The sequence below is a fragment of the Herbidospora sp. NBRC 101105 genome, from assembly GCF_030269205.1.
GTDB classification, from domain to species: Bacteria; Actinomycetota; Actinomycetes; order Streptosporangiales; family Streptosporangiaceae; genus Herbidospora; species Herbidospora solisilvae.
The window spans coordinates 581,860-600,921 of sequence record NZ_BSSX01000002.1 but is presented as its reverse complement, the minus strand read 5'-3'; the positions used below and the strand labels follow the sequence as shown (position 1 = coordinate 600,921).

General features: G+C 71.4%; 17 protein-coding genes. 12 read left to right on the top strand and 5 right to left on the bottom strand.

Annotation, left to right across the window (positions count from 1 at the left end):
- The first annotated feature begins 42 nt into the window (after nt 1–42).
- The 6 genes from valS (at nt 43) to QSK34_RS11570 (ending at nt 6,067) form a co-directional block, all read left to right on the top strand.
- Complete coding sequence (gene valS / locus QSK34_RS11595) at nt 43–2,565, top strand: valine--tRNA ligase (RefSeq protein WP_285583066.1); 2,523 nt, start codon at nt 43–45, stop codon at nt 2,563–2,565.
- Between the two features lie 42 nt (nt 2,566–2,607).
- The gene (locus QSK34_RS11590; protein ID WP_285583064.1) at nt 2,608–3,777 is read left to right on the top strand and encodes an AI-2E family transporter; all 1,170 of its coding nucleotides are present in this window, start codon (nt 2,608–2,610) and stop codon (nt 3,775–3,777) included.
- An 11-nt stretch (nt 3,778–3,788) separates the two neighbouring features.
- Nucleotides 3,789–4,226, top strand: coding sequence for a dUTP diphosphatase (dut, locus tag QSK34_RS11585; protein WP_030454392.1), 438 nt, complete (start codon nt 3,789–3,791; stop codon nt 4,224–4,226).
- Between the two features lie 14 nt (nt 4,227–4,240).
- Nucleotides 4,241–4,921, top strand: coding sequence for a DUF3710 domain-containing protein (locus tag QSK34_RS11580; RefSeq protein ID WP_285583059.1), 681 nt, complete (start codon nt 4,241–4,243; stop codon nt 4,919–4,921).
- Between the two features lie 70 nt (nt 4,922–4,991).
- A complete protein-coding gene (locus QSK34_RS11575; protein WP_030454390.1) occupies nt 4,992–5,378 on the top strand; it encodes an OB-fold nucleic acid binding domain-containing protein in 387 nt (128 codons plus the stop codon).
- Nucleotides 5,379–5,398: 20 nt separating this feature from the next.
- On the top strand, nt 5,399–6,067 hold the full coding sequence (locus QSK34_RS11570; RefSeq protein WP_285583054.1) for a DUF3159 domain-containing protein: 669 nt from the start codon (nt 5,399–5,401) through the stop codon (nt 6,065–6,067).
- 4 nt (nt 6,068–6,071) lie between these two features.
- On the opposite strand, the gene QSK34_RS11565 is transcribed toward QSK34_RS11570, so the two are convergent.
- Nucleotides 6,072–6,731, bottom strand: a complete 660-nt coding sequence (locus tag QSK34_RS11565) for a potassium channel family protein (protein WP_030454388.1) — start codon at nt 6,729–6,731, stop codon at nt 6,072–6,074.
- On the bottom strand, nt 6,731–7,402 hold the full coding sequence (locus tag QSK34_RS11560) for a potassium channel family protein (RefSeq protein WP_161479046.1): 672 nt from the start codon (nt 7,400–7,402) through the stop codon (nt 6,731–6,733). The genes QSK34_RS11565 and QSK34_RS11560 overlap by 1 nt, the downstream gene beginning before the upstream one ends.
- Before the next feature lie 98 nt (nt 7,403–7,500).
- On the opposite strand from QSK34_RS11560, the gene QSK34_RS11555 reads away from it, so the two are divergent.
- Complete coding sequence (locus QSK34_RS11555; protein WP_285583050.1) at nt 7,501–9,549, top strand: APC family permease; 2,049 nt, start codon at nt 7,501–7,503, stop codon at nt 9,547–9,549.
- Between the two features lie 7 nt (nt 9,550–9,556).
- Nucleotides 9,557–10,789, top strand: a complete 1,233-nt coding sequence (locus tag QSK34_RS11550; RefSeq protein ID WP_285583048.1) for a class I SAM-dependent RNA methyltransferase — start codon at nt 9,557–9,559, stop codon at nt 10,787–10,789.
- Nucleotides 10,790–10,793: 4 nt separating this feature from the next.
- Here the strand turns inward: QSK34_RS11550 and QSK34_RS11545 are convergent, their stop codons facing one another.
- Together QSK34_RS11545 and QSK34_RS11540 are read right to left on the bottom strand one after the other, a co-directional pair.
- Nucleotides 10,794–11,879: a hypothetical protein gene (locus tag QSK34_RS11545; RefSeq protein WP_285583046.1), complete on the bottom strand. Its 1,086-nt coding sequence runs from the start codon at nt 11,877–11,879 to the stop codon at nt 10,794–10,796.
- On the bottom strand, nt 11,876–12,418 hold the full coding sequence (locus tag QSK34_RS11540; protein ID WP_285583045.1) for an RNA polymerase sigma factor: 543 nt from the start codon (nt 12,416–12,418) through the stop codon (nt 11,876–11,878). The genes QSK34_RS11545 and QSK34_RS11540 overlap by 4 nt, the downstream gene beginning before the upstream one ends.
- 149 nt (nt 12,419–12,567) lie before the next feature.
- Here QSK34_RS11540 and QSK34_RS11535 point away from each other — a divergent pair, with 149 nt between their 5' ends.
- Entirely contained in the window at nt 12,568–12,939 is a 372-nt protein-coding gene (locus tag QSK34_RS11535) for a hypothetical protein (RefSeq protein WP_285583043.1), read from the top strand.
- On the opposite strand, the gene QSK34_RS11530 is transcribed toward QSK34_RS11535, so the two are convergent.
- The gene (locus QSK34_RS11530; RefSeq protein ID WP_285583041.1) at nt 12,933–13,904 is read right to left on the bottom strand and encodes a glycoside hydrolase family 18 protein; all 972 of its coding nucleotides are present in this window, start codon (nt 13,902–13,904) and stop codon (nt 12,933–12,935) included. The genes QSK34_RS11535 and QSK34_RS11530 overlap by 7 nt on opposite strands.
- Before the next feature lie 79 nt (nt 13,905–13,983).
- Here QSK34_RS11530 and QSK34_RS11525 point away from each other — a divergent pair, with 79 nt between their 5' ends.
- From QSK34_RS11525 to QSK34_RS11515, 3 genes are all read left to right on the top strand, one after another.
- Nucleotides 13,984–14,895: an LLM class F420-dependent oxidoreductase gene (locus QSK34_RS11525; RefSeq protein WP_161479053.1), complete on the top strand. Its 912-nt coding sequence runs from the start codon at nt 13,984–13,986 to the stop codon at nt 14,893–14,895.
- A gap of 231 nt (nt 14,896–15,126) precedes the next feature.
- Nucleotides 15,127–16,512, top strand: coding sequence for a 3' terminal RNA ribose 2'-O-methyltransferase Hen1 (locus tag QSK34_RS11520; protein WP_285583038.1), 1,386 nt, complete (start codon nt 15,127–15,129; stop codon nt 16,510–16,512).
- The gene (locus QSK34_RS11515; protein WP_285583036.1) at nt 16,509–18,962 is read left to right on the top strand and encodes a polynucleotide kinase-phosphatase; all 2,454 of its coding nucleotides are present in this window, start codon (nt 16,509–16,511) and stop codon (nt 18,960–18,962) included. Before QSK34_RS11520 ends, QSK34_RS11515 begins: the two co-directional genes overlap by 4 nt.
- Nucleotides 18,963–19,062: the final 100 nt, after the last annotated feature.

Below are 19,062 nucleotides of genomic sequence, written 5' to 3'. Positions count from 1 at the left end.
CTGGTGCGTCCGCCAGGCCCGTACGCCATAACATCTGGTGGCATGACGACTCAGCGACCACTGCCCCCCGACAGGCCCTCCCTCGACGGCTTGGAGCAGGCGTGGGTAGACCGCTGGGCCGCCGACGACCTCTATCGGTTCGACCGGTCGCGTCCGCGTGAGCAGATCTTCTCGATCGACACGCCGCCTCCCACCGTCTCCGGATCACTCCACGTCGGCCACGTCTTCTCCTATACCCACACCGACACGATCGCGCGGTTCCAGCGGATGCGCGGCAAGGCCGTCTTCTACCCCATGGGGTGGGACGACAACGGCCTGCCGACCGAGCGCCGGGTCCAGATCGTCTTCGGCGTGCGATGTGACCCCTCGGTGCCCTACGACCCGGACTTCCAGCCGCCGGAGAAGCCGGGCAAGCAGCAGGTGCCGATCTCCCGGCGCAACTTCATCGAGCTGTGCGAGCGGCTGACGGCCGACGACGAGAAGGCGTTCGAGGAGCTGTGGCGGCGCCTCGGCCTGTCGGTCGACTGGTCGATGACCTACCAGACGATCGACGCGAACGCGCGGGCGGCGTCCCAGCGGGCGTTCCTGCGGAACCTGGAGCGCGGGCAGGCCTACCTCGCCGAGGCCCCCACGCTCTGGGACGTCACCTTCCGGACCGCCGTCGCCCAGGCCGAGCTCGAAGACCGCGAGTGGCCGGGCGCCTTCCACCGCATCGCCTTCCACCTGTCGCCCGAGCAGCAGGCGCAGGGGTTCGCCGGCCGGGTCTGGATCGAGACGACCCGGCCCGAGCTGATCCCCGCCTGCGTGGCGCTGGTCGCCCACCCCGACGACGAGCGTTACCGGCCGTTGTTCGGGTCGACCGTGCGCACCCCTCTCTTCGGGGCCGAGGTGCCGGTCCTGGCCCATCACCTGGCCGAACCCGACAAGGGCTCGGGCATCGCGATGATCTGCACCTTCGGCGACGTCACCGACGTCACCTGGTGGCGCGAGCTCGAACTGCCCACCCGCGCCGTCGTCGGCTGGGACGGCCGGATGCTGCCCGACGCCCCGGAGGGCGTGAACGCGGAGCCGTACCGGGAACTGGCCGGGAAGACCGTGCACAGCGCCCGCGAGCGCATCGTCGAGATGCTCGCCGCGAGCGGCGAGCTCGAAGGGCAGCCGCGGCCGGTGAAGCGGCCGGTCAAGTTCTACGAGAAGGGCGACAGGCCCCTTGAGATCGTGACCACCCGGCAGTGGTACATCCGCAACGGCGGGCGCGACGCCAAGCTGCGCTGGGAGATGCTCGACCGGGGCCGCGAGCTCATCTGGCACCCCGCCCACATGCGGGTCCGTTACGACAACTGGGTCGAGGGGCTGGCCGGCGACTGGCTGATCTCCCGGCAGCGGTTCTTCGGCGTGCCCATCCCGGTGTGGTACCAGCTCGACAGCGAGGGCGAGGTCGTCTACGAGGCGCCGATCGTGCCGCCCGAGAGCATGTTGCCGATCGACCCCTCCAGCGACGTGCCGCCCGGTTTCACCGAAGACCTGCGCGGCAAGCCCTTCGGCTTCGCCGGCGACCCCGACGTCATGGACACCTGGGCGACCTCCTCGCTGACGCCGCAGATCGCGGGCGGCTGGGAGCGCGACGCCGACCTGTTCCGGCGGGTCTTCCCGATGGACCTGCGGCCCCAGGCCCACGAGATCATCCGCACCTGGTTGTTCTCGACGATGGTCCGGGCCCACCAGGAGGAGGGCGTGCTGCCGTGGAAGCACGCCGCCATCTCGGGCTGGATCCTCGACCCCGACCGCAAGAAGATGTCGAAGTCCAAGGGCAACGTGGTCACGCCCATGGGTCTTCTCGAGCAGTACGGGTCCGACGCGGTCCGCTACTGGGCCGCGAACGGCCGTCCGGGCACCGACACCACCTTCGACACCGGGATGATCAAGATCGGCCGCCGTCTGGCCATCAAGATCCTCAACGCGTCGAAGTTCGTGCTCTCCTTCGACGACAACCCCGGCGAGATCACCGCGCCGCTCGACCTGTCGATGCTGGCCGCCCTCGACGAGGTGGTCCGCGACGCCACCCGCGCCTTCGAGGCCTACGACTACACCAAGGCCCTCGAACGGACCGAGCGGTTCTTCTGGGCGTTCTGCGACGACCACCTCGAACTGGTCAAGGCGCGCGCCTACGACGGCGACGCCTCGGCGGTGGCCGCGCTGCGGGCCGCGCTCGACACGCTGCTGCGGCTGTTCGCGCCGTTCCTGCCGTTCGTGACCGAAGAGGTCTGGTCGTGGTGGCGGGACGGCTCGGTCCACACCGCCGCCTGGCCTGCCGTCGCCGGTCGCGGCGGCGACCCCGAGGTGCTCGAGGCGGTGGCCGACGTGCTGGCGCGGGTGCGCAAGGCCAAGTCGGCGGCCAAGGTGTCGATGCGGGCCGAGGTGACCCGGCTCGACGTGCGCGGGGAGAAGGCCGAGTTGGTCAGGCTCGCCCAGGACGACCTGTGCGCGGCGGGCAACGTCGAGGAGTTCGTGCTGGAGAGGGCCGAGGGCCCGCTCGTGGTCAACACCGTCCTCGAAGAAGGCTAATCCGGTTGCGCGCCCGGCCGGTTCCCGTGCCAGGCTGGACGCGTGATCGCAGAACGTGAGCATGCCCATCCGGGGAAGGGCCGGCGGGCGAGCGTACCGCCCACACTGAACATCGTCGCGGCCTGGTCGTGGCGGGTCATCGTCATCGGCGTGGTCGTCTACTTCTTCGCCATGATCCTGGCCAGGCTGAGCTTCGTGACCCTCCCGGTCGCGATCGCGTTCCTGCTCACGGCGCTGCTCTACCCGATCACCAGCCGGCTGCGCCGGGCCGGGTTCCGGCCGATATACGCCACCTGGACGACCATGCTCGTCGCCCTGGCGTTCATCGGCGGCCTCGGCTTCCTGATCGGCAACCGGGCCAACGACGAGTTCCCCGGCCTGGTGGCGCAGATCCAGCAGACCGCGCGCGACGTGCAGGCCTGGCTGCTCACCGGGCCGCTCCACCTGCGCGAGGCGCAGATCGCCGACTTCGTCGAGGAACTGACGCGGCAGATCAACGAGCAGCGCAGCCAGATCACCGACACCGTGCTGACCGGCGCGACCGCCCTCGTCGAGGCGCTGGCCGCGATCGTGCTGCTGCTGTTCGTGACGTTCTTCCTGCTCAAGGACGGCGACCGGATCTGGGCCTGGTTCCTGCGGGCCTTCGGCGGCGTGTCCGACCGGGTCGACCGGGCCGGCCGGGCCGCCTGGCGCACCCTGTCCCACTACGTGCTGGGCACCGTCGCGGTCGCGGCCGTCCACGCCCTGGTCATCGGCATCGTGCTGGCCGGGATGCGGGTGCCGCTGTGGGCGCCGCTCGCGGTGCTGATCTTCTTCGCGTCGTTCATCCCGATCGTCGGCATCTTCTTCGCCGGCGGTGTGGCCACCCTCGTCGTCTTCGGCTCCCAGGGCTGGGTGTACGCCCTGATCTTCGTGGGCGTCCTGGTGGTCGAGCAGCAGCTGGAGAACCACGTGCTCCAGCCCCTGATCGTCGGCCGGGCGCTGGAGTTCCACCCGCTGGCCATCATCATCGTGCTGGCGGTCGGCGGCATCATCGGCGGCATCGCGGGGGCGGTGGTCGCCGTCCCGGTCACGGCGGTGATCTACCGGGCGCTGCCCGAGCTGCGCCGCGACCGGCCCGTGGAACCGCCCAAGCCGGTCGAACCCGACCCGCCCGAACCAGAGCCCTCACCAGGCGCGGGAGACGCCGTCCCGGGCGGCCCCAACCGGTAGGGTTGCGATCCATGAGTGTCGAGGTGCTGATCCACCGGCTCGACCCTGAGCTGCCGCTACCCGCATACGCCCATCCGGGCGACGCGGGTGCCGATCTCTACGCGGCGGAAGACGTCGAGCTGCTCCCGGGCGAGCGGGCCATGGTCGGCACGGGCGTGGCGATCGCGCTGCCCGACGGCTACGCCGCGTTCGTCCACCCACGTTCCGGGCTGGCCGCCAAGCACGGCGTGACCCTGGTCAACGCGCCTGGAACGGTCGATGCCGGATATCGAGGCGAGATCAAGGTGACGCTGCTCAACACCGACCTCAAGGAGGCCGTCCGGCTGCGGCGCGGTGACCGCGTCGCCCAGCTGGTCATCCAGCGGGTCGAGAAGGCGGCGTTCTACGAGGTGGAGCGGCTCCCCGGATCGGCGCGCGGCGCCGGCGGCTTCGGCTCCACCGGCAGATAGGAAAGGTGACCATCGTGTTCCGACGCCGACGCGGCGCGGCCGAGACCCCGTCCGAGCCCACTCCAGACCGGCAGCCGGCCTCCGCGCCCGAGGGCCCGGCCCGCGAGTCCGGCCCCTGGGACGCCGCCGACAGTTACCCCGAGGCCGACCGGGTCGACCTGGGCGGGCTCCACCTGCCCATCGGGCCCGACTTCGAGGTCCAGCTCCAGGTGGCCGGCGACCAGATCGTCGGCGCGCTGGTGCTGGCCCACGAGAGCGCCCTGCAGCTGCACGCCTTCGCCGCCCCGAAGAAGTCGGGCCTGTGGGACGACCTGCGGGTCGAGCTCACCCGCGACGTCGAGTCGGCCAAGGGCACCGTCAAGGAGGCCGAGGGCCCCTTCGGCACCGAGCTCCACGCGGTCGTGCCGCAGCAGAACGGCCCCGAGGCGTCCATCCGCTACATCGGCGTCGACGGCCCGCGCTGGTTCCTGCGCGCCGTGATCACCGGCCGCGCCGCCGTCGACCCGGCCGCCGCCGCGGTGCTCGAAGGCGTGGTGCGCGAGGTCGTGGTCGTCCGGGGCGACGAGCCGATGGCGCCCCGCGAGGGCATCCCGCTCCAGCTTCCGCCCGAGGCCCGCCAGGCCCTGGAGGAGCAGTCGGAGGACAAGGGCTACGACCCCTACGAACGAGGCCCGGAGATCACCGAGACCCGGTGAATTCCCGCTTTTGCCCGGTCGATATGGGACCGTTATGCACCTGGACGCCCATCGCCTAGGCTGAAGCATCATGAGCACACAGGAGCCCGTCAAAAAGGGCGGACTACGCGGCTTCTTTCGCCGGCTGGCCACCAGCCAGGCCGAGCTGGAGGCGGCTGAACTACGGGAAGACCTCGAAAGCCACGGGGCCACTCCCATCGCGGCGTGTGGCGAACGCCAGCGTTTCTGCGTGGCCGGTACCCTTCGTACGGTGACCCTCCGGCCACGAGGCGGCGCCCCGGCACTCGAAGCCGAGCTGTACGACGGCTCCGACGTCATCGACCTGGTCTGGCTGGGCCGACGCAAGATCGTCGGCATCGAGCCGGGCCGGGTGGTCCGGGCCGAGGGACTCGTGAGCCTGCAAGACGGTCGCAAGGTCATGTTCAACCCGCGGTACGAACTTCGCCCAACCGGGTGACGAGGAACGGTGAACCACACGTGAGCACTGCCGAAGAGGCCGCCCCCCCACCGCCGGTGAGCGCCCACGAGAGCGTCGAGGCCGTGGTGCGGGCCCAGATCGCCAAGGCGTTCGGTGGCAGGCGGGGCACCGTCGAGGCGGCCGTGCCGACGATCGCCTTCACGCTGACCTGGATCTTCACCGAAGACCTGAAGTTCTCCGTGATCCTCTCGGTCGCCCTGTCGGTGGTGCTGCTGCTGGTCCGCATCGTGCAGCGGTCGACGCCGCAGTTCGTGCTCAACAGCCTCTTCGGCATCGGCATCGGCGCGTTCTTCGCGCTGCGCAGCGGCAACGCGGAGGACGCGTTCCTGCCCGGCATGCTCTGGATCGCCGTCGTCGAGGCGCTGATGATCCTGTCGATCCTGGTGCGCTGGCCGTTCCTGGGCTTCCTGCTGGGGGCCACCAACCCCGACGATCCGATCGCCTGGCACCGCGACAAGGGCATCGTCGACCTGTGCGTGAAGCTGTCGTGGATCATGGCCCTGCCGGGCCTGATCAAGCTGGGCGTGCAGATCCCGCTCTACCTGGCGGGCAACGTCTTCTGGCTCGGCATCGCCAAGGTCGCCCTCGGCTGGCCGGTCTACCTGGCCGCGCTGGCCACGGTGGGCTGGATGCTGGCCCGCGGCCGGACCACCCAGCCCACCACCTGACCCGTCAGTGGGGAGCGAGGAGCTGGCTCAGCTCCTCCTCGACCTCCTGGCTGGCCACGAACAGCAGTTCGTCGCCGGCCTCGAGCGGGTCGTCGGCCGAGGGCACCAGCACCCGGCCCTCGCGCAGGATCGCCACCAGCGCCGAATCGGTCGGCCACGGCACCGAACCGGCCCGCTGGCCCACCACGGGCGCGTCTTCCGGCAGGGTCAGCTCGACCAGGTTGGCCTGACCCTGGCGGAACGTCATCAGCCGCACCAGGTCGCCGACGCTGACCGCCTCTTCGACGAGCGCGCTGATCAGGCGCGGCGTGGAGACCGCGACGTCGACGCCCCACGACTCGTTGAACAACCACTCGTTCTTCGGGTGGTTGATGCGGGCGACCACACGCGGCACGCCGTATTCGGTCTTGGCCAGCAGCGAGACCACCAAATTGACCTTGTCGTCGCCGGAGGCGGCGATCACGACGTGGCAGGCGTTCAGCCCGGCCTCGTCGAGCGCGGAGATCTCACACGCGTCGGCGAGCAGCCATTCGGCCCTCGGCACACTGTCGATCTTGATGGCCTTGGGGTCGATGTCGATCAGCAGCACCTCGTGGCCGTTCTCGAGGAGCTCGGCCGCGATCGAGCGGCCGACGGCGCCCGCCCCGGCGATCGTGACGCGCATCAGTTCTCCTCGGTCTCGGCCGGAGTGCCGGACAGCACCTTGTTGATGTGGTCCATGTGGGTGCCCGCGGCGACGACGTGGAGCACGTCGCCCTCCTGGAGCACGGTGTCCTGGGCCGGTACGACCGCCTCGCCCATCCGGTTGAAGAACGCGACCCGGCCGCCGACGGCGGTCTCCAGGTCGACGGCGCGGGTGCCGATCCAGGCCGGGTTGTAGGTGACCTCGGCCAGCACGACGGTGCCCGTCGGGTCGCGCCACAGCGGCTCGGCGCCCTCGGGCAGCACGCGGCGCAGGATCTGGTCGGCCGTCCACCGCACGGTGGCCACGGTCGGGATGCCCAGCCGCTGGTAGACCTCGGCACGGCGGGGGTCGTAGATGCGGGCCACGACGTTGTCGACGCCGAAGGTCTCGCGCGCCACGCGGGCGCTGATGATGTTGGAGTTGTCGCCGCTCGACACGGCGACGTAGGCCTGGGCCGACTCGATGCCCGCCTCTTCCAGGACGTCTCGGTCGAAGCCGATCCCGGTGACCCGGCGCCCCCGGAACCCCGCGCGCAGGCGCCGGAACGCCTGGGGATCACGATCGATGATCGCGACCGAATGGCCGTTGTCCTCCAGGATGTGGGCGAGCGTGGATCCCACGCGCCCGCACCCCATGATCACGATGTGCATGCTCCCCGCCGGTGTCGAGACGTCGATGGGGACAGTATCCCGTCTACGGGCACCGCCGCGTGCCGTGTCCCTGGTCAGGGCGGCTAGGCTTCTCAGTCGTGCCAAAGGTGACGGATCTCGTCAAGCGCCTTGTGGTCGGGCGCGCCTTGCGCAGCACCGAACTGCACGGGCAGCTTCTGCCCAAGCGCGTCGCCCTGCCGGTCTTCGCCAGCGACGCGCTCTCCTCTGTGGCCTACGCGCCGCAGGAGATCCTCGTCATCCTCTCGATCGCCGGTGTCGCCGCCTACAACTTCAGCCCGTGGGTCGCCGTGGGCGTCGTCGTGATCATGCTGACGGTGGTGGCGTCGTACCGGCAGAACGTGCACGCCTACCCCTCCGGGGGCGGCGACTACGAGGTCGCCACGGTCAACCTCGGGCCCAACGCCGGGCTCACGGTGGCCAGCGCGCTGCTGGTCGACTACGTGCTCACGGTGGCCGTGTCGGTCGCCAACGGCGTCGACTACGTCGGCGCCACGATCCCGTTCGTGGCCACCCACAAGCCGCTCGTGGCGATCCTCATCGTGGTGGTCCTGACGCTGATGAACCTGCGGGGCATCCGCGAGTCGGGCATCGCGTTCGCGGTCCCCACCTATCTCTTCATGGCGTCGGTCATCGGGATGATCCTGTGGGGACTGTTCCGGCTGATCGTCCTGGGCGACCAGCTGCGCGCCCCGACGGCCGGGTTCGACGTGGTGCCCGAGGAGGTGGACCTGGCCGGGTTCGCCCTGGCCTTCCTGGTGCTGCGGGCCTTCGCGTCGGGCTGCGCCGCCCTGACCGGGGTCGAGGCGATCAGCAACGGCGTGCCGGCCTTCCGCAAGCCCAAGAGCCGTAACGCCGCCACCACGCTGCTGCTGATGGGCACGGTCGCCGTCAGCATGTTCGGCGGCATCATCTTCCTGGGCCTGAAGGCGGGCGTGACGGTCGCCGAGCCGGCCCACGTCGCGGGCGGCCTGCTGCGGCCCGACGGCACGGCGGTCGGCCCGAACTACTACCAGGAGCCGATCATCTCGCAGGTCGCCTCGGCCGTCTTCGGGCCGGGAACGCTCCTGTTCATCCTGGTCTCGGCGGTGACGGCGCTGATCCTGTTCCTGGCGGCCAACACGGCGTTCAACGGCTTCCCGGTGCTCGGCTCGATCCTGGCGCAGGACCGCTACCTGCCCCGCCAGCTCCACACCCGGGGCGACCGGCTGGCCTTCAGCAACGGCATCATCATCCTGGCCGCCGGGGCGGGCCTGCTGATCTGGGCGTTCGACGCCGACGTCAGCAAGCTGCTGAACCTCTACATCGTGGGCGTGTTCGTGTCGTTCACGCTCAGCCAGACGGGCATGGTCCGCCACTGGACCCGGATGTTGCGCACCGAGACCGACGCCAAGGTCCGGTTCCAGATGATGCGCGCCCGGGTGATCAACGGGTTCGGCGGCGTGATGACCGGGATCGTGCTCGTGGTCGTGCTGATCACGAAGTTCACCCACGGCGCCTACATCGTCTGCATCGCCATGCCGGTGCTGTTCCTGATGATGAAGGGCATCCGGCACCACTACGACGCGGTCGCGACCGAGTTGTCCGCGCCCGAGGACGACATCGACGCCTCGATGCTCCCGGCCCGCAACCACGCGATCGTGCTGGTCTCCAAGATCCACAAGCCCACGCTGCGGGCGCTGGCCTACGCCCGCGCCACCCGCCCCTCCACCCTGGAGGCCGTCTCGGTGGGCGTCGACCCGGCCGAGTCGCAGCGCCTCCAGGAGGAGTGGGACCGGCGCGGCATCCCCGTGACGCTGAAGATCCTCGACTCGCCCTACCGCGAGATCACCCGGCCCATCCTCGAGTACGTCAAGTCGCTGCGCCGCCGCTCCCCGCGCGACGTGGTGACCGTCTACATCCCCGAGTACGTCGTCGGCCGCTGGTGGGAGCACCTGCTGCACAACCAGAGCGCGCTGCGGCTGAAGGCCAAACTGTTGTTCAAGCCCGGGGTCATGGTCACCAGCGTGCCGTGGCAGCTCCAGTCGGCCGACCGGGTCATCGGCCGGATCGAACCGGCCGCCCCGGGATCCGTGCGACGGCCCTATGGATCTTCGTCCGGTCGGTCCGACGGCCAGTCCAAGGCATGATGGAGGGATGCTTGAACTGACGGTGGGCCAGGTGGCCAATGGCGGATGGTGCGTCGCCCGGCACGACGGGCGGGTGGTGTTCGTCCGGCACGCGCTTCCCGGAGAGCGGGTGCGGGCCCGCGTCACCGAGGAGACGGCCCGCTTCCTCCGCGCCGACGCGGTGGAGATCCTGGAACCCTCGCCCGACCGGGTGACCCCGCCCTGCCCCTTCAGCGGGCCGGGCCGGTGCGGCGGCTGCGACTGGCAGCACGCCTCCCTGGAGGCGCAGCGGCGCCTGAAGGCCGACGTGGTGGCCGAACAGTTGTCCCGCCTCGCGGGCATCGACCGGAAGATCACGGTCGAGGAGGTGCCCGGCGCGCCCGACGGCCTCGGCTGGCGCACCCGCGTCCAGTACGCCACCGGCCGCGACGGCCTCCTGGGCCTGCGCCGCCACCGGTCCCACGACGTCGAGCCGGTGACCGACTGCCTGATCGCCGACCCCACGATCGAGGAACTGCGCGTCGCCACCGAGGGCTGGCGCGGCGCCTCCTCGGTGGAGTTCATCGCCTCGACCGGCGGCGACCGCGCGGTCGTGGTCACCCCCAAACCCCACCGCGACGTGCGGATCCCCGACATCGACGCCAGCGTCATGCTCGACGAGGGCCGGCGCGGCACCCGCGTCCTCCAGGGCCACGGCACCCTCACCGAACGGGTGGGCGAGCGCGACTTCCGCGTCTCGGCCAGCGGCTTCTGGCAGGTCCACCCGGGCGCGGCGGCGGCCCTGCTCGACGCCGTCCTCGACTTCGCCCGGCCCAAGCCCGGCGAGTGGGCCCTCGACCTCTACTGCGGCGCCGGCCTGTTCGCCGCCGGCCTGGCCGAGGCGGTCGGCCCGTCGGGAGCCGTCCTGGGCATCGAGAGTGAGGCCCAGGCGGTGCAGGACGCCCGCTGGAACCTGCGCGGCGTCGCCCAGGTCTCCTTCGAGCGCGGCCGCGTGGAGGAGGCCCTCGACCGGCTGGAGATCGAACGCGCCGACCTGGTGGTGACCGACCCGCCTCGGGCGGGGCTGGGACGCGAGGTCGTGGACCGGGTGGCGGGGCTGCGGGCCTCGCGGGTCGTGTACGTGTCGTGCGACCCGGCGACGCTGGCGCGGGACATCAAGTGGTTCGGGGAGCTCGGGTACGAACTGGCGGACATCCGCGCTTTTGACCAATATCCGATGACGCACCACGTGGAGTGTGTCGCGCTGCTGGTCAGGGCCTAGTGTCCTAAGGCCGCGCCGCCGTCCGGTCGTCCGGCACCCAGCCCTGGCGCAGGAACAGCGTGTAGCCGATCACCGCGGGGACCGTCACGTTGAGCTTCCCCGGATCCGTCGTCAGGATCTCCTCGCAGGAGTTGAGGCGCCCTGACGTCGGATCGATGATGAGCACCCATCTCCTGGGGAGCCCGACCGTGGCCTCGAAGGCGATCGCCTCACCGGCGCGCCCCGCCCGGTCGACGGTCGTCCCCAGGTAGGCCAAGGGCTGGCCGGCCAGCATCCGCCACAGCGCGGCCGACAGCCGCGGCGAGACGATCTGCTCGCTGTGCAGGTCGATGACGGCTCGGACAAGCCGGTACCCGTCGGGGACGTCCGCGGGAACCGGTCCCGTTCCGAGCAGGGCCCGGCGGAGGTGCCCGGCCTCCAGGGGCAGGCTCTCCGCGGCCGGCCCGGCCAGGGAGCCGGCGGGGAAGACCTCGTCGGACACGGGGGAGCCGCCGGTCACCGCGGCCGCCGTCTCGGGGTTTCCGTATCCGATGACGACCGGCTCGGCTCGGTGTTCGCGGCGTCGTGCCGTGCCGGAGCGCGAGAGCGGCGTCCACTGCTCCACGACGGTGGGAACCACCGCGGTGCCGGCCTGCCCCTGAGCCACCGCCACGTTGAGGTACCACGCGTTGAACTGCACGTATGCGAACGCGGCGTGGGCCGGCACGGACGTGACAGGCTGGCGGTCGGCCGTATCGGCCAGCTTCAGCAGAACCGCGTCAGCGGCGGGCGGTGTGCCGTTCAACTCAGCCCTCCCGTTCACCAGGTCGTAGTGCAACATCGCCACGGTGGGCGGCCGGGAGACGTCCACCCCGTCGAGGGACCTGAACGTGACGAGGCCCGCGACCGACGCCAGCGCCGCGGCTCCCGCCAGGCCGAGTGCCCGGCGTCGGGTGGGCAGGGAGGCCGCCGCCGGTTCGGATGCGGGAGCGAGGATCCGGGCCAGGAGCGCGCGCGACCGAGGGTGCCGCGCGACGCCGTCGAACATCGTGGCCGGCACCGGATCCAGCTGTGCCATGAGGCGTTTCACGTCGTCGAACTCCGTCGTCATGTCCTTCTCTCCTTCGCGGCGGCCTCCGGCCGCACCTGGAGATCGTCGAGGGCGGCCAGGAACCGTCGTCGCGCTCGCTGCGCGCGGACCGCCATGGTCGCGGGTGTGCAGCCCAGGACCAGAGCGGCGTGGGAGATCGACAGATCCTCCCAGCCGATGAGCCGCAGGACTTCCTGATCTTGCGGCGACAGCCGTCGTAAGGCCTGCTCCAGGCCCGACGCGGCGACGGCGTCGTCGGCGTGATCCCCGGCCGTGTCCCTCCCCGCCCACGAAACGCTCATCAGGCGTGCCACCAGCCTTCGGCTGCGCCGCTCCCGGCGCTGCTCGTTGGCCACGAGGTTGCGGGCGATGCCGTAGAGCCACGGCAACGCCTCGTCGTCGCGGACGGGGAGATCTGCGATCTTGCGCCAGGCCACCACGAACGTCTCCGCCGCGACGTCGCCCGCGGAGTCGCCGCCGACGCGGCGCGCCGCGTACCGCAGCACAGGCTCGTAGCAGGCGTCGAAAAGCCGGGTGAACCTCGCCACGTGCTCCGGCATCCCGCCTCCCTCTCGGCCTGACACCCACCTATGTCCGGGACGTGGATTCGGATAACAGTCAAGCCCTCCGGATGCCTGTGCGCCTGGTGCGCCAACCAATCCGGTCAGTAACGGCGGTCGGCTCCCCGCGTGGGACAACCCTGAGCCTCATGAGGAGCACCGCCTTACTGGGCCTCGTCCTGGCCCTGACCGCATGTGGCACCGCCACCGGTGAGGCCCCCGGCGGCCGGCCGCATGATCAGGTCAACGCGGCCGCCTGCCTGGAGTTCGCCCTGGCCGCCGACGACCTCCGCGCGGCCGCCCGGGTCACGAGCGGCGAACTCCGCGCCGCGCTCACCCCGGCCCTGCGCCACATGGACCGCGCCGTCCAGGCCGCCAACGGCGACGTGGCCCCCGTGATGGACGACGCCGTGCTGGCCGCCGAAGCGGGCGACACCACCGCACTGGCGGCGGCGCTGGTGGCGGTCGAGGGGGCGTGCCGGAGGGCGGGCACCCCGATCGAGGTGCCCTTCCGCTACTGACGCGGGGCGGTCAGGATCTGGGCGACCGCTTCGGCCGGGGTCGCGCCCCTGACCGACAGTTCGCCCAGGCTGTTCTTGGTCTGGAAGGCGACCAGGGTCTTCGCGTCGGCGACCGTCAGGTCGTCGGCGCTGGCCAGGACCGGGGTCAGGCCCAGGTGGGGCCAGGCCGGACGGTTCAGCAGGCGGGTGAGCTGGCGGTTGGTCGCGTGGGCGGCGTCGGCCAGGGCGCGGAGGTTGTCGCGGGCGCCGGGGCTGAACGGCACCAGCACGTTCACCCTGCCGATCTCGGCGCCCGCCGCGCGGGTGGCCCTGAGCATCGCCCGGTCGGCGATCGACAGGCCCGACCTGGTCGCGGGGAGGGTCATCGTCACCATCAGCTCGGAGCCGACGCGGCGGGCCTCCTCCTGGAGGCGCTGGATCGCGGCGGCGCGGCGGCCCGTCGTGGCGAGGTCGGCCGAGTCGGTGACCTCGAAGTCGATCAGCTCGGGGCGGTAGGCCTTCAGGACCGACCGGTAGGCGCGCAGCAGCCGGGCCGGGCCCGCGCAGGTCGCGGCCAGTTCGGCGCCCCGGGGGCCGCCGAACGACAGGCCCACGGGACGGCCGGTCTTGTGCAGGGTCGAGACCAGGGGTTTCTTCGCCGAGGCGGGCAGGCCGCTCCACGTGGGGAGGCAGCCGGTGGCGTTGACGTGGCCGACCAGGTAGGACGGCGCCCGGGAGATCCCGCCCTCGGCGCGGATGGCGTCGACGAACGTCACATAGGGGACGGTCCGTTCGGGTTTGGGGGCCACCGCGACGGCTGGGGCGGCGGCCACGGGCGGGGTGACCGGCGCGGCCCATTCGGGCAGCGGCTCGGCGGGGAGCAGCACCAGGGCGGCGGCCGTGGCCCCGACGAGCGCGGTCGCCGCGGCCAGGACGAGGGCGCGCGGAGGCGTGCCCACGGGGCGGGGCCGAGGAGCGGAGTCCACCTGATTCACCACCGAGCGTCGCGCGACGACTACTATCCGCAAGGGACCCTAGCAAGGGCCGGACGGCGATAATGGCCGAATGAAGTTGAGGATCTTCACCGAGCCCCAGGAGGGCGCGACCTACGACGATCTGCTCGCGGTCGCGCAGGCGACCGAGCGGCTGGGGTTCGACGCGTTCTTCCGATCCGACCACTATCAGGCCATCGGCTCCGGAGACCCCGGGCCGGGATCCACCGACGCCTGGCTGACCCTCGCCGGGCTGGCCCGCGAGACCGCGACGATCCGGCTCGGCACCCTCGTCACGCCCGCGACCTTCCGCCTCCCCGGCCCGCTGGCGATCAGCGTCGCCCAGGCCGACCAGATGAGCGGCGGCCGCATCGAGCTCGGTCTGGGCACCGGCTGGTACGACGCCGAGCACCACTCCTACGGCATCCCCTTCCCGCCGGTGAAGGAGCGCTTCGACCGCCTGGAGGAACAGCTCGCGATCATCACCGGCCTGTGGGCGGCCGAGAAGCCGTTCTCGTACGCCGGAACGCACTACCGGCTCACCGACTCCCCGGCCCTGCCGAAGCCGGTGCAGAACCCCCTGCCGATCATCATCGGCGGCTTCGGCGCCACCCGGACCCCCAGGCTGGCGGCCACCTACGCGGCCGAGTACAACATTCCGTTCCGCTCCCTCGACGACGTCGCCGAGGGCTTCGCCCGGGTGCGGGCGGCCAGCGCGGAGACCGGCCGCTCGCTGATCTACTCCGTCGCCCAGACCGTCTGCGTCGGCGCCGACGAGGCCGAGGTGGCCCGCCGCGCCGCCGCGATCGGGGAGAGCCCGGAGCAACTGCGGTCGGGCGGGCTCGCGGGCACGCCGGAGGAGGTGGTCGACAAGATCGGCCGATTCGGCGAACTGGGCGCCGAGCGCGTCTACCTGCAGGTCATGGACCTGTCCGACCTCGACCACCTCGACCTGATCGCCCGCGAGGTCATGCCCCACGTCTGACCGTCCAGCCGCGTGGAGCTGCATATACCGAAATTTCGGGCGGCGTAAGCCGCCCGACCCTGCACTTGGCGCACGTGGGATCCGCGAGTCGTGACCTCTGCCTGTCCGGATGGTCGGAGACCAGGTCCCCGTCCGGCTCGGCATCCGAGGCTCGACTCCTACCGGCAAAGCGGGAGCGGTCAGGGGAAACCCGGTCGCTCCCGCGTATTTCGGCAAGGCACACTTCTCCCTGTGCTGCTGACCATCTCCACCACCCGTGAACCGGCGACCGATCTCGGCTACCTCCTGCACAAGCATCCAGATCGAGTCCAGCGGTTCCCACGGGCGTTCGGGGTCGCGCACGTCTTCTATCCCGAGGCCACCGACCAGCGTTGCACCGCCGCGCTGCTGCTCGACGTCGATCCGGTGCGGCTCGCGCGCACCCGCGGCAAGAGCACCCCCGACTTCAGTCTCGGCCAGTACGTCAACGACCGTCCCTACGCCGCCTCCTCCCTGCTGTCGACCGCCATGGCCGAGGTGTTCCGGACCGCCAGGGCGGGGCGGTGCGACGCCCGGCCGGAGCTGGCCCAGGCCGCCATCCCGCTGGAGATCGTCCTGCCGGCGCTGCCGTGCCGGGGCGGCCCCACGCTGGCGCGGCGGTTGTTCGAGCCCATGGGCTGGGACGTCACCGCCGATCCCATCCCGCTCGACCCGGCCTTCCCCGAATGGGGCGACTCCCGCTACGTCACCCTCACGCTGAAGGGCGAGCTCCGGCTCGCGGACGCGCTCAACCACCTCTACGTCCTGCTGCCGGTCCTCGACGACGCCAAGCACTACTGGATCGCCGAGGACGAGGTCGACAAGCTGATCCGCGCGGGCGAGGGCTGGCTGGCGGCCCATCCCGACCTCACCCTCATCACCCGGCGGTTCCTCAACCGCCGGACCGCGCTGACCAGGGCCGCCTTCGCGCGGCTGGCCGAGGTGGGCGACGACGAGGAGGAGACGCTGGAGCCGCCGGCCGAGGAGGAGGTGCGCATCCCGCTCAACACCCTCCGCCGCGACGCCGTGGTGTCCACGCTCGCCGAGCTCCAGGCGCGGAGCGTCATCGACCTCGGCTGCGGGTCGGGGCAGCTCATCTCGGCCCTGCTCGACCAGGGCGTACCGAAGATCACCGGGGTGGACGTCTCCGCCCACACGCTCATGATCGCCGCGCGCAGGCTCAGGCTCGACCGAATGGGGAGCCGGACCCGCGAGCGGGTGGACCTGTTCCAGGGGTCGGTCACCTACACCGACGCCCGGTTCGCCGGATATGACGCCGCCGTCCTGATGGAGGTCGTCGAGCACCTCGACCCGCCCCGGCTGCCGGCCATGGAGCGGGTGGTGTTCGGCACGGCCAAGCCCACGTACGTGCTGGTCACCACGCCCAACGCCGAATACAACCCGCGTTATGAGAACCTGACCGGCCTGCGCCACCCCGACCACCGCTTCGAGTGGACCCGCGCCGAGTTCCGCGACTGGGCGGGCGGCGTCGCCGGACGGTACGGCTACCAGGTCGAACACCGCCCCGTCGGCGACGACGACCCCGAGGTCGGCTCGCCCACCCAGATGGCCGTGTTCACGAAGGAGGCCCAGGCATGACCGAGATCCGTGTCCCGGCGATGTCGCTGGTCGTGCTGGTCGGGGTGTCCGGGAGCGGCAAGTCCACCTTCGCGCGCCGGCACTTCACACCCACCCAGGTCATCTCCTCCGACTTCTGCCGGGGGCTGGTCGCCGACGACGAGAACGACCAGGCCGCCACGCCCGAGGCGTTCGACCTGCTGCACCACATCGTCGGCGTGCGGCTGCGGCGCGGGCTGCTGACCGTGGTCGACGCGACCAACGTCCAGTGGAAGGCACGGCAGGCGCTGGTCGCGCTGGCCAAGAGCCACGACGTGCTCTGCGACGCGATCGTGCTCGACGTGCCCGAGGAGGTCGCGGTGGCCCGCAACGCCGTCCGGCCCGACCGCGACTTCGGCGCCCACGTCATCCGCAGGCAGCGCAACGACCTGCGCAAGTCGCTGTCGAAGATCTCGCGCGACGGGTTCCGCCGCGTCCACGTGCTGCGCGGCGACGAGATCGACGACGCGGTGATCGCCTACGAGAAGGCGTGGACCGACAAGACCGAACTGACCGGGCCGTTCGACATCATCGGCGACGTGCACGGGTGCGCCTCGGAGCTGGAGACCCTGCTCGCCACCCTCGGCTACGAGGACGGCGTCCACCCCGGCGGCCGGACGGCCGTGTTCGTCGGCGACCTCGTCGACCGGGGGCCCGACAGCCCGGGGGTGCTGCGCCGGGTCATGGGCATGGTCGAGCGCGGCGCCGCGCTCTGCGTCTCGGGCAACCACGAGCAGAAGCTGGTACGCGCCCTCAACGGCCGCAAGGTCCGGGTCGCCCACGGCCTGGAGACGTCGCTGGAGCAGTTCGCCCGCGAAGACGACGCCTTCACCAGCCGGGCCAAGGCCTTCATGGAGGGCCTGATCAGCCACTACGTCCTCGACGGCGGACGGCTCGTGGTCGCGCACGCCGGGCTCAAGGAGGCCTACCACGGCCGCGCCTCGGGCCGGGTGCGCTCGTTCGCCCTCTACGGCGACACCACCGGCGAGACCGACGAGTACGGCCTGGCGGTCCGCTACCCGTGGGCCGAGCAGTACCGGGGCCGGGCCATGGTCGTCTACGGCCACACCCCGACCACGCACGCCGAGTGGGTCAACAACACCATCTGCCTCGACACCGGCGCCGTCTTCGGCGGACGGCTCACCGCCCTGCGCTATCCGGAGAAGGAACTCGTCTCCGTCCCGGCCGAGCGGGTTTGGTACGAACCGGCCCGCCCGCTCACCTCGCGGGGCCGCGAGCCCGACGTGCTCGACATCGGCGACGTCACCGGCGACCGCTACGTCGAGACCTCGACCGGCACGATCAAGATCAGGGAGGAGAACGCCACCGCCGCCCTGGAGATCATGAGCCGGTTCGCGGTCGACCCCCGCTGGCTGGTCTACCTGCCGCCGACGATGGCCCCGCCGGAGACCTCGAAGAAGGACGGCTACCTCGAACACCCCGACGAGGCCTTCGCGGAGTTCGCCGCCGCCGGGGTGACCCGGGTGGTGTGCGAGGAGAAGCACATGGGCTCCCGGGCCATCGTCGTGCTGGCCCGCACGCCGCAGGACGCCCAGGCGAAGTTCGGCGTCGAGGGCGCCGGCACGATCTTCACCAGGACCGGCCGCCCCTTCTTCGGCGACCTCCAGGAGGAGTTCGTGGCCGGGCTGCGCGAGGCCTTCACGCCCCTGCTGGAGGACTCCCCGTGGCTGGTGCTCGACGGCGAGCTGCTGCCCTGGTCGGCCAAGGCCGGCGAGCTGATCCGCAGCCAGTACGCCTCGGTCGGCGCCGCCGCCGGGGCCGCGCTGCCGGTCGCGGTGGCGGCGCTGGAGGCGGCGGCCGGGCGTGGCCTGGATGTGGGATCGATACTGGACCGCACCCGGCGCCGCGAGATCAACGCTGCCCGGTTCCGCGAGGCCTATGCCCGTTACTGCGAGCCCGTCTCGGGGGTTTCGGGCCTGCGGTTCGCGCCCTTCCAGATCCTCGCCTGCGCCGAGGGCGCCACCGCCGTGACCCGGCCGCACGACTGGCACCTCGACCGGCTCGCCGCCGTCTCCCATCCGCTGGTGACCGCGACGCGGCACACGTACGTGGACCTGGAGAAGGAAGACCAGCGCGAGGCGGCGGTCGAGTGGTGGACGGCGCTCACCGGCGACGGCGGAGAGGGCATGGTGGTCAAGCCGGTCGCCCACCCCGGCGGGCGGGTGCAGCCGGGGATCAAGGTGCGCGGGCCCGAGTACCTGCGCATCATCTACGGCCCCGACTACCTGGAGTCGCTCGACGAGCTGCGCAGGCGCTTCCTCGGCCGGAAGCGGTCGCTGGCGCTGCGGGAACATAGCCTGGGCATTGAGGCACTGTCGCGACTGGCGGCCGGTGAGCCGCTTCACCGCGTTCACGAGGCGGTCTTCTCCGTGCTCGCCCTGGAGTGTGAGCCCGTCGATCCCCGGTTGTGATCGGGGCTTCACGGGAGCGACACGTTCGTCACCCCCAGGGTCCTCTAGGAGGCCCTACGATCGGGGCAGACGACAGAGCGTGAACTTGCGATCACTCATG

Coding starts and splice junctions, on each gene's coding strand:
- valS (WP_285583066.1), top strand. CDS start 43: ATGACGACTCAGCGACCACTGCCCCCCGACAGGCCCTCCCTCGACGGC.
- dut (WP_030454392.1), top strand. CDS start 3,789: ATGAGTGTCGAGGTGCTGATCCACCGGCTCGACCCTGAGCTGCCGCTA.
- QSK34_RS11575 (WP_030454390.1), top strand. CDS start 4,992: ATGAGCACACAGGAGCCCGTCAAAAAGGGCGGACTACGCGGCTTCTTT.
- QSK34_RS11565 (WP_030454388.1), bottom strand. CDS start 6,731: ATGCGCGTCACGATCGCCGGGGCGGGCGCCGTCGGCCGCTCGATCGCG.
- QSK34_RS11560 (WP_161479046.1), bottom strand. CDS start 7,402: ATGCACATCGTGATCATGGGGTGCGGGCGCGTGGGATCCACGCTCGCC.
- QSK34_RS11550 (WP_285583048.1), top strand. CDS start 9,557: ATGCTTGAACTGACGGTGGGCCAGGTGGCCAATGGCGGATGGTGCGTC.
- QSK34_RS11545 (WP_285583046.1), bottom strand. CDS start 11,879: ATGACGACGGAGTTCGACGACGTGAAACGCCTCATGGCACAGCTGGAT.
- QSK34_RS11540 (WP_285583045.1), bottom strand. CDS start 12,418: ATGCCGGAGCACGTGGCGAGGTTCACCCGGCTTTTCGACGCCTGCTAC.
- QSK34_RS11535 (WP_285583043.1), top strand. CDS start 12,568: ATGAGGAGCACCGCCTTACTGGGCCTCGTCCTGGCCCTGACCGCATGT.
- QSK34_RS11525 (WP_161479053.1), top strand. CDS start 13,984: ATGAAGTTGAGGATCTTCACCGAGCCCCAGGAGGGCGCGACCTACGAC.
- QSK34_RS11515 (WP_285583036.1), top strand. CDS start 16,509: ATGACCGAGATCCGTGTCCCGGCGATGTCGCTGGTCGTGCTGGTCGGG.